The sequence below is a fragment of the Synechococcus sp. WH 5701 genome (assembly GCF_000153045.1).
GTDB classification, from domain to species: domain Bacteria; phylum Cyanobacteriota; class Cyanobacteriia; order PCC-6307; family Cyanobiaceae; genus Regnicoccus_A; species Regnicoccus_A antarcticus.
On record NZ_CH724159.1, the window covers coordinates 1,009,057 to 1,022,349 of the forward strand.

The window sequence follows — 13,293 nt, forward strand, 5'->3', positions numbered from 1 at the left end:
CAGCTCAGCGAGATTACGTGCTGCTCTGTTCCTAGGTTTGATCTTCTCTTCGAGGGACGCATGCCGGGCCCCACCGCTCCAATGCTGGCTTCACTGCCCGCCTCCCCTGCGGGGTGTTCGCTTCGCCACCGCCTGATTGCTTTGCTGGCCGGCTACGCCGGACTGGTGGGCCTGCTTCAGCCACTGCCAGCGCTGGCCATTCCCCAGCAGGAGGCCATGAAGAAGCTGGCGGTGATCCCGATCTTCGTGCTCACCGATTCCAAGGGAATCCCCCTTCCCCTGCAACGGGACAAGGCCCTGGTGCTGCCTCTTTATCTCGATCGGAGCAAGGCCGAGCAGGAATTGGCTGCCTTTCTCAAGGCCAACCCCACCATCAAGGCCGGGGTGCTGCCCATGCCAATGAATGTGGCCCTGGAGCGAGTGCAGGAGCTCAACAAGTCGTTGAAGGACCGCAAGCTGCTCTCACCGGTGATTCCCACATCCTCCGATCTGAGCCAGGCCCGCAGCCTGCTGAGCAAGCAGGGCCTCGATCAGAAGGCGATTCAGGAGGGTCTCTCCGTGCCTGTGTTTTTCACCAAGCCGCTGATCACCGTCAAGACGCCTCAGGGGGAGCGCGGGCTCTTTTTCTTCGACTACGCCTCGCTGCAAAAGGCGATGGCCAGCATCCCCGACCGCAACAAACTCACCGTTCAGGCCGCTGATCTCAGCGCCGTGATGGATCAGATCGTCAAACAGACCAAGGACACCTACGCCTTCTATCCAACACCGGAGTACTTCCGGTTGGTGGAGCAGCAATCCAGAACCAAGGGGGCTGGCCAAACTGGCTCTCCGCCGCCGGTGGCCCCACGCCGCTGAAACCGATCAGGACGTGGGCTGCGGCTGCCCGTCTCGCCTACGGGGCACTGTTGTCCTCCGGTTCGGCCTCCGGTTTCCCCTCCGGCAGCAGCTGGGTGAGCAGGCCTCCGGCCAGGAGCAACGCAGCGATACCCAGGGCCAGGGGGCGATTGGCGTCCGAGCCATCACCGTTCCAGAGTGCGGCGCTGAGGAAGGCCCCTCCAAGCAACAGGGTCGGCACCAGCACAATTCCCTTCGCGGTGCGGTTCAAGCTCATGGTTCCGTGGGGTCGTCCTCACTGGACGGACAGCCTTCTGGGCGAATCAGCGACGGCAAGGGCTGGGCCAGGCCGGCACTGACCAGGCCTGAGCCCAGGTCAGCCCCTCCCCTCAACACCTGAACACGGGCGAGCAGCACCCCGTCAGCGGAGCCCAGCGGACGCAGATTCACTCGAGTGCGACGTGGCAGTTCCTGGCGCAGCCAGTCTTCGGCGGCTCCTGACTGCTCGGGAGTCACGCTGATGCAGCCCAGCTGCACCGGGTAGCTGCGGTTCTGATCGCCCACCTGGAGCAGCACACCACTGCGCACCTGCAACACCTCTGCGGCGGCAGCCGGCAGGGCAGCGAGGGGATCCAGCAGCAGTCCCATCGCCAGGATCAAGGCCAGGAGCAGAGGAAGGGGGATCAGAGCTTGGCGCCGCAGCTGGGGCAGAAGAGATGGGCGCTTTCGGTACTGAAGCCACAAGAGCCGCATTGGCGGGTGGTGTCGATGGCCAGTTCCGGATGGCTGGGAAGACCGACCATCTGAGCGTTGCTGGCGCCGGGGGGCACCATCGGGTAGCAGTTCTCGTTGCGGCGCACACGCACGTCGATCAGAGCGGGACCTGGATGGGCCAGGGCCTCGGCCAGCTGTTCGCGCAAGCTGGCCCGCTCGCTGATCCCCACCCCTCTCACACCGAAGGCTTCGGCCAGCCGTGGGAAATCAGGCATCCCACGGGTCATCTCCGAGGCGGAGTAACGCTCGCCGTAGAAACTCTCCTGCCACTGCCTCACCATCCCCTGCCAGCCGTTGTTGAGGATCACCACCTTCACGGGCAGGTCGTACTGGGAGAGGGTGCCCAGTTCCTGGATGTTCATCAGGATGCTGGCGTCGCCGGCCACGCAGATCACCTGGTCGTCAGGGAAGGCCACCTGCACACCCATGGCCGCCGGCAGTCCGAAGCCCATGGTGCCCAGGCCGCTGCTGCTGATCCAGTGGCGCGGTGGGTTGTTCAGATACTGGGCGGCCCACATCTGATGCTGACCGACATCCGTGGTGACGAAGGCGTCAGGGGCCAGGTCGCGCAGGGCCAGCACGACCTCCTGGGGGGCGATGGCCCCCTCCGGGGTGGGGATCACCAGCGGGTAATGACGTTTCCAGCGGCTGATGCGCTCCAGCCAGGGACCCGTGCGTCCGTTGTCGCTCTCCCCGACTGAGGCCTCCAGAAGGGCCTCCAGCGCCAGGCGCACATCAGAGACGATCGGCACCTCCGGCAGGCGGTTCTTGCCCACCTCAGCCGCATCGATGTCGATGTGGATCACCTGGGCGCGGGGAGCGAAGCTGTCGAGACGCCCGGTGACCCGGTCGTCGAAGCGAGCGCCGGCGGCGATCAGCAGATCGCACTCGGTGACAGCGAAGTTCGCGTAGGCGGTGCCGTGCATCCCCAGCATGCCCACCGCCAGTGGATGGCGCTCATCAAAGGCCCCCTTGCCCATCAAGGTGGTGGTGACCGGCAGCTGGAAACGCTCGGCCAGGGCGATCAGGGAGGTGTGGGCGCCGGAGCTGATGGCGCCGCCACCCACATACAGCAATGGGCGGCGCGCCTGGCGGATCAGCTCGATCGCCTGGGCGATCGCCTCAGGGGCGGGACCACCGGGCACCTGGTACCCCGCCGGGATGGCCGTGCCCGGCTCGACGGGGGTGTAGTCGAACTCCTCGAGCCCCACATCCTTGGGGACATCGATCAGCACCGGACCAGGGCGGCCCGTGGAGGCGATCAGGAAAGCCTCGGCCACGATCCGGCCGATGTCGGCAGGGTCGCGCACCACCCAGGAGTGCTTCACGATCGGCAGGGTGATGCCGAAGATGTCGGTTTCCTGGAAGGCGTCGGTACCGATGGCGGCGCGGGGCACCTGACCGGTGATCACCACCATCGGCACCGAATCCATCTGGGCCGTGGCGATGCCGGTGACCAGATTCGTGGCGCCGGGCCCGGAGGTGCCGAAGCAGACCCCCACCCGGCCGGTGGCCCGGGCATAGGCATCGGCGGCGTGGGTGCCCCCCTGTTCGTGCCGCACCAGCACATGCTTCAACCAGCCCCGGCTCTCGGCCTTGTGCAGCGCGTCGTAGATGGGCAGGATCGCTCCGCCTGGGTAGCCGAACACATCGGTGACGCCGTGGCGATGGAGCGCATCCATCAGGGCATCAGCACCGCTCAGCCGCCCGGGAACGATGGGGGCAACCGCCTCAGCGGGAATCGGGTGTTGATCGCCTGGAGAGGACCCTGCTGTAGGGGCTGCGGGGTTGACAGTTGTCGAGGGCACGGTGGTCACGGTCACGGTGGCGGGCAACACACGTAACGAAGACCGTCAGCGTAGGAGCTCACTTCCGACCTTGGGAGAACTGTTGCGGGGACTGTGGCTGCAACCGCCGGCCGCGCACCATGGCCCGGAGAATCAGGCCCGGATCGAGCCAGGTGCCCCGGTAGCGGATTCCCCAGTGCAGGTGGGGGCCCGTGGTACGGCCGCTCAGGCCCACATGAGCGATCAGCTGGCCAGCCCGCACCCGTTGGCCGGGGCGCAGCAGCACCGGGCCACTGGCATAGGTGCCGCCATGCGCCGCTCCGGCCAGGTGGCAGTACATGTGCTCGTAGTCGCCAGAGCGGATCACCACCCCCACTCCACAGCTTCCGTCATGGAAGACGTCGGCCACAGTGCCAGCCCACCAGTTGCGGATCGGCGAACCGAGCGGCGCGGCGATGTCGAGGCCGGAATGCATCTCCCTGCCGCCACCTGGACCGGTCCGGCGGCCGAAATGACTGGTGTAGCCAGCGAAGTGGACGATCGGGAACACCCCCCGGGCCCAGCGCAGTTCCGCTCGGGCCGGCTGGGGAGTCAGACCCAGGTCAAAGGCCAGGCCGAGCTGCAGACTCACCAGGCCGGCCAGGAGTCCGCGAGGTCTAGAGGAGACCGATGGCATGAAGCGGACCCCGGCCACTCAACAGCTCCAGTAGAAAAGCCGAAAAACCAAGCATGGCCAGGCGTCCATTCCAGACCTCGGAGCTGTTGTTCCACCCCCAGGCCCACTTGTCCTGGGGGTAGAGCTTCACCTGGGTGGGCAGGGAGGCGGCCTGATCCAGGTTCACTTCGGGGCCGGCCAGGGCCAGTTGCACCAGATCAGCCAGACCCTTGATGAAGGTGGGGTAGGTGTCAAGAGCGGGCACGCGCACGAAGTTGCTGATGCCGGCTTCAGTGGCGATTTCCCGGTATTCGATGTCAATTTCCTCGAGGGTCTCGATGTGCTCGCTCACGAAGCTGATCGGCACCACCACCAACTCCTGGACCCCCTCCTCACCAAGCCGCACCAGGGCTTCGTCGGTGTAGGGCTTGAGCCACTCCACCGGACCCACCCGGCTCTGATAGGCCAGGGTGTGGGGATTCCCATGGCCGAGCAGTTGTTCCAGCTTGGCCATCACCAGAGTGGAGCAGGCTTCGATCTCCTGCTGATAGGGATCACCGGCTTCCTCCACGTAGCTCTTGGGCACGCCGTGGGCGCTGAAGAACACGTGGGCGGAGGCGGGGTCGTGGCAGCTGCGCACCCCAGCGGCGATCAGCTCGGCCATCGCCAGCACGTAGCCGGGATGGTCGTACCAGCTGCGGATGCAGCGGATCGGCAATTTGCTGAAGGCGGGATCGGCTTGGCGCAGGCGCTGCAGTTCGCGGAAGCTCGAACCGCTGGTGCTGATCGAGAAGTGGGGATAGAGCGGCAGCACCACCACTTCATCCACCGAATCCGCTTTGATGTCGTCCACGGCCGACTCTGTGAACGGGTGCCAGTAGCGCATCGCCACATAGGTGGTGGCCTGGACGCCCCGCTGGCGCAGCTCACTCTGGAGCTCGCGGGCCTGCTGCTCGGTGATGCGGCGCAGGGGGGAGCCACCGCCGATGGCGCGGTAGGCCTCCTTGGATTTGTTGCTGCGCAGGGTGCTGATCAGCCAGGCCAGGGGCTTCTGAAGCAGGGGGGTGGGCAGCCGGATGATCTCCGGATCAGCAAACAGGTTGTAGAGAAAGGGGCCGACGTCTTCGATGCGCTCAGGCCCGCCGAGGTTCAGCAGCAAGACGCCGACCCTGGCCATACCTGAACTGATCCACTGATTGGCTCAGAGCGTAACCCTGCTGGTGCCCGCTGGCGGTAGGCGGCACTGATCGATAACGTCGGCGCGCCCATCGCCGCCATGGCGGCCGACCCACCGTCTGGTGGCGGCCACCGGCTCCCACTGCCCTGACCCCTGCTCTGACCCCTTCCCTTGCCGCGATTGATGCCGCAGTGAGCCAGGAGAATGCCCGCCTGGCGGCCAGCGGCCTGGCCCTGCGACTGGAGCGACGGGGGGGGCGGCTGGCCCTGCGCGGTCCCCTGCCCTGTCCACGGGGAGGCCCCCAGCGGGTGCAGCGCCTGAGCCTGGGCCTGGAGGCCAGCCCCAGTGGCCTGAACCAGGCCCGGCGGGAACTGAAACGGGTGAGCCAGGCCCTGCGCCAGCGTCGCTTCGACTGGGGGGACTGGGGCCGACCCACAGCAGCGGCTTCGGCGCTGGAGCGGCTCGAGGACTTCGAGAAAGCCTTTTTCAGCGATCCCCGCCGCCGCCGCAATCCCGCCGGAAGCCGCACCACCTGGAGTGCCGCCTACCAGCCTTACCTGCGCAGGCTGCGAGCCCGGCTGGAGCAGGGGGAGCCCCTCGACAGCGAGCAGCTGGTGCAGGTTCTGGAGGCGTATCCCCCTGCCAGCCGCAGCCGTCAGCAGTGCGGCACCGCCCTGGCGGCCCTGGCCCGGCAGCTGGAACTGCCCCTTCCCGGCGACTGGCGCGAGCGGGCCGCCGGCTATGGCCTGCACCAGGCCCAGTACCGGCGTCTGCCCAGCGATGCCCAGCTGCTGGAGTGGGTGGAGCGCATTCCCAACCCCCGTTGGCGGCTGGTGTACGGCCTGATGGCCACCTATGGCCTTCGCAACCACGAGGTGTTCTTCGCGGATCTCTCCGCTCTGGCCCAGGGTGGCGACCGGGTGATCCGGGTGCTGCCCACCACCAAGACCGGTGAGCACCAGGTGTGGCCCTTCCAGCCCGAATGGGTGGACCGTTTCGATCTGGCCCCCCTTGGCGAGGGCGGCGCCAGGCTCCCCGCTGTCTGCACCGACCTCAGGCGCACCACCCTGCAGCAGGTGGGCCGTCGGGTGGCCGAGCAGTTTCGCCGTTACGAGCTCCCCTGCACCCCCTACGACCTGCGCCATTCCTGGGCCGTGCGCACCATCCACATCGGCCTGCCCGACACGGTGGCGGCGCGGATGATGGGCCACTCGGTGGCGATCCACACCCGCACCTACCACCACTGGATCACCCGTCGGGACCAGCAGCAGGCCGTGGATGCGGCCCTGGCCCGCCAGCGACTGACCCTCTGAGCCAGACAGCGCGCCAGAGTGCTCAGCGGTTGCCGAGCTCAGCGTCCATGTCCGACTCTCCTGCGGCCGACCCGCTCGATCAGGTGGCTGCAGAGCTGGGGCCCGGCGGGGATCTCGCCCCCGAGCGCGACGCCCAGGCCTACCGCCGCCGCATGCAACGGCGCCGGGAGGTGCAGCAGCAGCGGGTGGGGGAACGCAGCCTTGAGAAGGGGCTGGTGCTGGTGTTCACCGGAGATGGCAAGGGCAAGACCACGGCTGCCCTTGGTCTGGTGCTGCGAACCCTGGGTCATGGCGAGGGGGTGGCGGTGGTGCAGTTCATCAAGGGGGGCTGGCAGCCGGGGGAAGCCCGGGCCCTGCAGCTCTTCGGTGATGATCTGGCCTGGCATGCCCTCGGAGAGGGCTTCACCTGGGAGACCCAGGACAGGGAGCGGGACCGGCAGCTGGTGCAGCAGGCCTGGCAGCGGTCTCTGGCGTATCTCGCGGATCCCGCTCGCAAGCTGGTGGTGCTCGATGAGGTCAACGTGGCCCTCAAACTGGGCTATCTCGAGCTGGATCAGGTGCTGGAGGGGCTCGATCTCCGCCCGGAGCTCAGCCACGTGGCCCTCACGGGCCGGGGGGCTCCCCAGGGCCTGGTCGACCGGGCCGATCTCGTGACCGAGATGAAGCTGGTGCGCCATCCCTTCCGCGAGCAGGGGGTGAAAGCCCAGGCCGGCATCGAGTTCTGAACCTTGCAGGCGCCACTTCAGCGATTGCGGGAGCGCTTGCTACTCTGCCGCCGACTGTGTTCGCCGTGCGCGGAATTCCGATGGCTTACCAGCGCGTTCTGCTCAAACTCAGCGGCGAGGCGCTGATGGGGGAGCAGGGCTACGGCATCGATCCCGCCATCGTCCAGGCCATTGCGGCGGATGTGTCGGCGGTGGTCAACACCGGCAAGGAACTGGCCATCGTGGTGGGAGGAGGAAACATCTTCCGCGGCCTCAAGGGTTCCTCGGCCGGCATGGACCGGGCCACCGCCGACTATGTGGGCATGCTCGCCACCGTGATGAACGCCATCACGCTCCAGGACGCCCTGGAGCGGGTTGGTGTTCCCACCCGGGTCCAGACCGCCATCGCCATGCAGGAGATCGCCGAGCCCTACATCCGGCGCCGAGCCATTCGTCATCTTGAGAAGGGGCGGGTGGTGGTGTTCGGCGCCGGTTGCGGTAACCCTTTCTTCACCACCGACACCACCGCCGCCCTGCGGGCTGCTGAGATCAACGCCGACGTGGTGCTCAAGGCCACAAAAGTGGACGGGGTGTATGACAAGGATCCGGCCTGCCATCCCGACGCCATCCGCTACGACCAGCTCACCTTTCAGGACGTGCTCAGCGGTGAGCTGGCCGTCATGGACAGCACCGCCATCGCCCTCTGCAAGGACAACGCCATCCCGATCGTGGTCTTCGACCTGTTCGGGCCCGGCAACATCGGCCGCGCCATTGCCGGCGAGCCGATCGGCACCCGCATCGTTCCTGCCGGCTGACCCCGGTCAATCCCCGCAACGCCCATGGATCTCGACGCCAGCATGCGCAAGTCGCTGGAAGCCACCCAGCGCACCTTCAACACCATCCGCACCGGGCGGGCCAATCCCTCGCTGCTCGACAAGATCACCATTGAGTACTACGGCGCCGAAACACCCCTGCGTTCGGTGGCCAGCCTCTCCACCCCCGATTCCCAGACGATCCAGATCCAGCCTTTCGACAGCGCAGCGATGGCGTCGATCGAGAAGGCCATTGCCATGAGTGATCTGGGCCTCACCCCCAACAACGATGGCCGTCTGATCCGCATCAATATCCCCCCGTTGACGGCTGACCGACGCAAGGAGTTCTGCAAACTCGCCTCCCGCTACGCCGAAGACGGCAAGGTGGCCCTGCGCAACATCCGCCGAGACGCGATCGAGAAGATCAAGAAACAGGAGAAAGACGGGGAGCTCTCCGAAGATCAGAGCCGCGATGAGCAGGAGAAGGTGCAGAAGCTCACCGACCGCTTCATCGTCGAACTGGAGAAAAGCCTCGCGGAGAAGGAAGCCGACATCCTCAAGGTCTGAGCGTGGCCAGCTCTGCAGCCGGGTCAGGCTTTGATGCCGATGTGATCGTGGTCGGAGCGGGCGCGTCTGGGGCGGCGGCGGCCTACCACCTGGCTGCTCGGGGCTGGAGGGTGAAGCTTCTTGAGGCAGGAACCCTGCCCCGGCCGAAGCCCTGTGGTGGTGGCATGGCCGCCTCCGTGCAGGCCCTCTTCCCGTTCGATCTCACCCCGGCCGTCGATCGGGTGATCACCAAAGTGCGCTTCACCTGGTGCCTGGAGGATCCCGTGATCGCCGAGCTGCCTGGGGAGGCACCCTTCTGGATCGTTCGCCGCTCACGCCTGGATCACTTTCTGGCGGAGCAGGCGGTTGACTGCGGTGCTGATCTGCTTGAGGGCACCGCCGTGGAAGCGATCACCCGGGAGGAGAATCACTGGTGCGTGCAGACCTCAGCGGGAGGCTCGCTCAACTCCAGGGCTGTGGTGATCGCCGATGGGGCTCGCTCAGTCTTCGGCCAACGGCTGGGGCTGGGTTCGCTTCAGCCTCGCTTCGCCTCAACTGTGTCGGTGGAGGTGGAGGGTGAAGTGCAGGAGCCCGACACGGCTCATTTCGAATTCGGCCTGGTGCGCCATGGTTTCAGCTGGGCCTTTCCCCGCCAGGGGGGGCTCAGCATCGGTGTGGGCAGCTTCATCGGCCGCGAGCCCCTGGAGGCCGAGGCCGTGCTGGCGCGCCTGTTGCCCAGCCTGGGCCTGCCACCCGACAGTGGCGAGCGGCGGGTGTCTCCTCTGCGAGTCTGGGATGGGCATCACCGGCTCCACCATGGAGCCGGTGCCCTGGTGGTCGGTGATGCGGCCTCGCTGGTGGATCCCTTTCTGGCGGAGGGACTGCGCCCCGCACTGCTCAGCGGCACCCGGGCCGCCGAGGCCCTCGACCGCTGGCTGGGCGGCGAGGCCAGGGCCCTGGAGGGCTACAGCGAGCGCATGCGCGCTGACTGGGGCCAGTCGATGGCCTGGGGACGGCGCATTGCCCAGGTGTTCTACCGGTTGCCCCGGGTGGGCTATCAACTGGGGGTGAAGAGGCCCACCGCTCCGCGGCGCATAGCCCAGATCCTCTCGGGGGAGCTGGGCTATGGCGACATCGCCCAGCGTGTGATCCGCCGCCTGATGTTCAACCGCACTCAGAGCTAGCGCAGACAGTCCTTGAGCTGGCGCAGACGCTGATCGATGGAACAGAGCAGTTCGATGGCGAACATCGGCGATTCCTGAACGGCAAAGAGGAACTTCTCCCGGTTCATCATCAGGATCCGGCAGGGGGTGATGGCCTTGGCATTGCCGTAACGGCGGTGATCCGGGGTGACCAGCGCACCGGCACCGAAGACATCACCTTCCCTGATCTCCTCGTGCCCCGCGTCTCCGTTCCAGCTGAGCAGGACGCTGCCCTGCAGCAACCCGAACATGCAATCGCCGGATTCTCCGGCCTTGAAGATCAAGTCGCCTGGAGCGTAGTCACGCACTTCACCCTGGGTGGCAAGAGCACGCAGGGTGTCGAGGGCATTCATGGATCAGGCCAGGGATGAACTTCGAGTGTGGCTGATCAGGCCGCGACGGCCGCCAGGGCCAGGGGAGCTCCGAGTCCACCACGCACGTCTTCGGGAACCAGCCTGCCGTCGTGGTCGGTGTCGAGGGCATCAAAGACAGCATCGCTGCCCAGCCACTCTTCGCGGGTGATGCAGCCGTCACCATCCATGTCGTTGAGCAGGAAGATCTCCTGGGCGGCGTGGGCAAAGGCGGCCTCCCCCTCGAGTTCGGCGAGTCGATGGGCCAGCTGAGCCTCGAGGGTCTCGATCGCTTTGCTGAAGCCGCGGATGCCCTCATCGAGCTTTTCGCTGGCCATGCGATCGGCCGCCATGGCAGTGACATAGCTCGAGCGATCCAGGCTGAACTGTGCTTCGGTGGACCCAGGATTGAGGGGATCGAGCTTGCGCGGCAGGGGGGCTTCGGTTTGGCGTAGCTGATCGAGAAGTTTGGGTGAAATCGTGAGCAGATCGCAACCGGCCAGCTCGATGATCTCCTCGATGTTGCGGAAGCTCGCACCCATCACTTCGGTGCGGTAGCCATAGGTTTTGTAATAGTTGAAGATCTTGGTGACGGAAATCACTCCTGGGTCTTCAGGGCCGGGATAGTACTCACGGCCGGTATCTTGCTTGTACCAGTCGAGGATGCGGCCCACGAACGGTGAGATCAGGGTCACCCCCGCTTCGGCGCAGGCCAACGCCTGGGTGAAGCTGAACAGCAGAGTGAGGTTGCAGTGGATGCCCTCCTTCTCCAGTGCTTCAGCGGCCTTGATGCCCTCCCAAGTGGAGGCGATCTTGATCAGCACCCGCTCCTTGCTGATCCCGGCATCGGCATAAAGACCGATCAGTTTGCGAGCCTTCTCGATCGTGGCCTCGGTGTCGTAACTGAGCCTGGCATCCACCTCAGTGGACACTCGTCCGGGGACGATCTGGAGGATCTCCTTGCCGAAGGTGACGCAGATCTCATCGAGAGCTTCCAGCACCACCGCTTCAGCGGGCGCTGTGGCACCGATCACCGTTCTGGAGGCCTTCAGGGATTCATCGATGAGTCGCTGATACAGAGGAATCTGAGCGGCCGCCAGGATCAGGGATGGGTTGGTGGTGGCGTCACGGGGGGTGAACTGCTTGATCGCTTCCAGTTCACCCGTGTCAGCGACGACCACGGTCATGGAAGCGAGTTGATCGAGCAGGTTGGGCATGTCCCCAAGCATTGGCGTCTGGGACGAGGCTAGCCAGGCAGAGCCGAGTCCACCCGGAGCGTCCTCAACCCCGCACCGTTGGCTGGCCGGCTGGCTTCTTGCCTGTACTGGGCGGAACTTTCTCCAGCACGAGCAGGGCTTCGATGATCTCCTTGGCCGCCGGAACCGCCACGGTGGAGCCGTAAGCATTGCCCCCTTGGGGTTCATCCACCACCACAAGCACCACAAAGCGGGGATCGTCGATCGGTAGGTGGGCCACGAAGCTGGTGATCCGTGCTCCCGGGATGTAGACCCCGTTGAGGGCCTTCTGGGCGGTGCCGGTCTTTCCACCGATGCGGTATCCGGGTACCTGAACGCCCTTGCCACTGCCTTTCTCCACGACCGTTTCCAGCCAGTCCATCACCTGCTTGGTGACGGCAGGTTGCATGAGCTGCAGGCCGCTGGCGGCAGGGGCTGGAGCCAGGCTGTCGCCGGAGCGCAGGCCGCGGGTGATGTGGGGGCTCACCAGACGCCCACCGTTGGCGAGCATGGCGTGCAACTGCAGGAGCTTCAGCGGTGTGAGCGAGAACCCCTGGCCAAAAGCGGCCGTGGCCGGTTCGATCGGCTGGGTGGTGAACTGCTCGCGGGTCTTGAGCTCTCCCGCCACGGCCCCTGGCAGATCGGTATCTGGAACGGTGTCGATGCCGATCCGGCGCATCCACTCCCAGTAGATGGAGGGCTTGAGCCGGCGCATGGCCTGCACCATGCCCACATTGCTGGACACCTGAAGCACGGTGGCGAAATCCAGAATGCCGTTGGCCCTGCGGTCGTGGTTAAAGATCGGCCAACCTCCGATTGTGAGCTGTCCCACGTCGTTGACGGTGCCATTGGGCTGGATGGCCTTCTCCTGCAGGGCGATCGCCAGATTGATCGGCTTGAAGGTGGAGCCCGGCTCATAGAGATCCTGCACCGACCATTCGCGGAACAGCCCCGGAGAAAACTTCCAGAACTTGTTGGGCTCGTAGCTGGGAATCGAGGTGAGCGCCAGCATCTCGCCGTTGCGCACATCCATCACCATGGCGGAGCCCCGCTTGGCTTTCCACTGCTTCAGCTGTCTGGCGAGTGCCTGCTGGGCCACCTGCTGCAGGCGGGCGTCAAGGGTGAGTTGCAGCCGCAGATCGTCGGTGTAAAGGACCCCGGCCTGAAGTCCGTCGGGTAATGGAGTGCCGTCGGCGCCGCGGCGCATCTGACGCGTCGTTTCCTGACGGCGCAGGTCTTTGTCACGGCTCTGCTCAAGTCCCGCCTGGGCCACCCGCTCCAGATTGAGGAACCCCACCACATTGGCGAACAGCTGACCCTGCGGGTAGATCCTCTGGGGGTAGGGCTCGAGGTCAAGACCACTGATGCCGAGCTCACGCAGACGACGGGCTGTTTCCGGATCGAGATCAGTGGCGAGTTTGACCCCGGTTTTGCGGCCGTCGATCGTGCGCATGAGATCCGCTGCAGGCACCAGCAGCACTTTGGCGAGCTTCTCAACCGTGTCGGAGCTGCTGCGGATCAGGTTGGGATCGTCACCGGGAAAGTTGAAGTAGCGGGGATGGGCCCACAAGGTGAAGCGTTCCTCATCAAGGGCGACCAGCCTGCCCTTGCGGTCGACGATCGGCCGGCGCTTGCCGATCGGCTTCGTCTTCTGGGTCTGGATCGCCCGGGCCCGCTGTTGCAGACGGTCGCCCTCCTTGACCTGAAGCCAGGCCAGTCGTCCAGCCAGGCCTGTCAGAGCCAGGCAGAGCGTGAGATAGACGGTGAGCAAGCGGCCCGCCGGCACCGGTTGCAGCTGGATCACCCGGCGCCGGCTGCTGCGCGGATTATCCGCCTCGGTGGAGCTGCGTCCCCCTCCATGGAGGGGAATGGGGGGTGATCCAGTGGCGGAGCGACGCACCACC

General features: G+C 65.9%; 14 protein-coding genes. 6 read left to right on the plus strand and 8 right to left on the minus strand.

Translation table 11 applies throughout. The annotated features are described in order from the left end of the window. The first annotated feature begins 60 nt into the window (after positions 1-60). The gene (locus WH5701_RS06070; protein ID WP_198005140.1) at positions 61-855 is read left to right on the plus strand and encodes a Tic22 family protein; all 795 of its coding nucleotides are present in this window, start codon (positions 61-63) and stop codon (positions 853-855) included. A 37-nt stretch (positions 856-892) separates the two neighbouring features. On the opposite strand, the gene WH5701_RS06075 is transcribed toward WH5701_RS06070, so the two are convergent. The 5 genes from WH5701_RS06075 to hemH all read right to left on the minus strand — a co-directional run bounded on the left by WH5701_RS06075 (position 893) and on the right by hemH (position 5,227). Continuing rightward, positions 893-1,111 (minus strand): GIVxVP protein, encoded by a 219-nt coding sequence (locus WH5701_RS06075; RefSeq protein WP_006171193.1) that lies wholly within the window; start codon positions 1,109-1,111, stop codon positions 893-895. Then, a complete protein-coding gene (locus WH5701_RS06080; RefSeq protein WP_050751465.1) occupies positions 1,108-1,482 on the minus strand; it encodes a hypothetical protein in 375 nt (124 codons plus the stop codon). The genes WH5701_RS06075 and WH5701_RS06080 overlap by 4 nt, the downstream gene beginning before the upstream one ends. Before the next feature lie 35 nt (positions 1,483-1,517). Next, positions 1,518-3,290: a biosynthetic-type acetolactate synthase large subunit gene (gene ilvB, locus WH5701_RS06085; RefSeq protein WP_006171196.1), complete on the minus strand. Its 1,773-nt coding sequence runs from the start codon at positions 3,288-3,290 to the stop codon at positions 1,518-1,520. A gap of 184 nt (positions 3,291-3,474) precedes the next feature. Beyond that, entirely contained in the window at positions 3,475-4,026 is a 552-nt protein-coding gene (locus WH5701_RS06090; protein ID WP_006171198.1) for a M23 family metallopeptidase, read from the minus strand. 25 nt (positions 4,027-4,051) lie between these two features. Further along, a complete protein-coding gene (gene hemH / locus WH5701_RS06095; RefSeq protein WP_006171200.1) occupies positions 4,052-5,227 on the minus strand; it encodes a ferrochelatase in 1,176 nt (391 codons plus the stop codon). A gap of 191 nt (positions 5,228-5,418) precedes the next feature. On the opposite strand from hemH, the gene WH5701_RS06100 reads away from it, so the two are divergent. From WH5701_RS06100 to WH5701_RS06120, 5 genes are all read left to right on the plus strand, one after another. Continuing rightward, positions 5,419-6,540: a site-specific integrase gene (locus tag WH5701_RS06100; protein WP_006171205.1), complete on the plus strand. Its 1,122-nt coding sequence runs from the start codon at positions 5,419-5,421 to the stop codon at positions 6,538-6,540. Positions 6,541-6,587: 47 nt separating this feature from the next. Then, the gene (gene cobO / locus WH5701_RS06105; protein WP_006171206.1) at positions 6,588-7,265 is read left to right on the plus strand and encodes a cob(I)yrinic acid a,c-diamide adenosyltransferase; all 678 of its coding nucleotides are present in this window, start codon (positions 6,588-6,590) and stop codon (positions 7,263-7,265) included. 80 nt (positions 7,266-7,345) lie between these two features. Beyond that, complete coding sequence (gene pyrH, locus WH5701_RS06110; RefSeq protein WP_006171207.1) at positions 7,346-8,059, plus strand: UMP kinase; 714 nt, start codon at positions 7,346-7,348, stop codon at positions 8,057-8,059. A 24-nt stretch (positions 8,060-8,083) separates the two neighbouring features. After that, positions 8,084-8,623: a ribosome recycling factor gene (frr, locus tag WH5701_RS06115; protein ID WP_006171208.1), complete on the plus strand. Its 540-nt coding sequence runs from the start codon at positions 8,084-8,086 to the stop codon at positions 8,621-8,623. A gap of 2 nt (positions 8,624-8,625) precedes the next feature. Next, positions 8,626-9,786 carry an NAD(P)/FAD-dependent oxidoreductase gene (locus WH5701_RS06120; RefSeq protein WP_006171209.1) on the plus strand — a complete coding sequence of 387 codons (1,161 nt, stop codon included), beginning with the start codon at positions 8,626-8,628 and terminating at the stop codon, positions 9,784-9,786. Here WH5701_RS06120 and WH5701_RS06125 read toward each other — a convergent pair. The 3 genes from WH5701_RS06125 to WH5701_RS06135 all read right to left on the minus strand — a co-directional run bounded on the left by WH5701_RS06125 (position 9,783) and on the right by WH5701_RS06135 (position 13,292). Next, positions 9,783-10,157 carry a Crp/Fnr family transcriptional regulator gene (locus WH5701_RS06125; protein ID WP_006171210.1) on the minus strand — a complete coding sequence of 125 codons (375 nt, stop codon included), beginning with the start codon at positions 10,155-10,157 and terminating at the stop codon, positions 9,783-9,785. The two genes, WH5701_RS06120 and WH5701_RS06125, sit on opposite strands and share 4 nt — an antisense overlap. Before the next feature lie 35 nt (positions 10,158-10,192). After that, positions 10,193-11,371, minus strand: coding sequence for a transaldolase (locus WH5701_RS06130; RefSeq protein ID WP_037979690.1), 1,179 nt, complete (start codon positions 11,369-11,371; stop codon positions 10,193-10,195). A gap of 64 nt (positions 11,372-11,435) precedes the next feature. Beyond that, positions 11,436-13,292 (minus strand): penicillin-binding protein 2, encoded by a 1,857-nt coding sequence (locus tag WH5701_RS06135; RefSeq protein WP_006171212.1) that lies wholly within the window; start codon positions 13,290-13,292, stop codon positions 11,436-11,438. Between the last annotated feature and the right edge of the window lies 1 nt (position 13,293).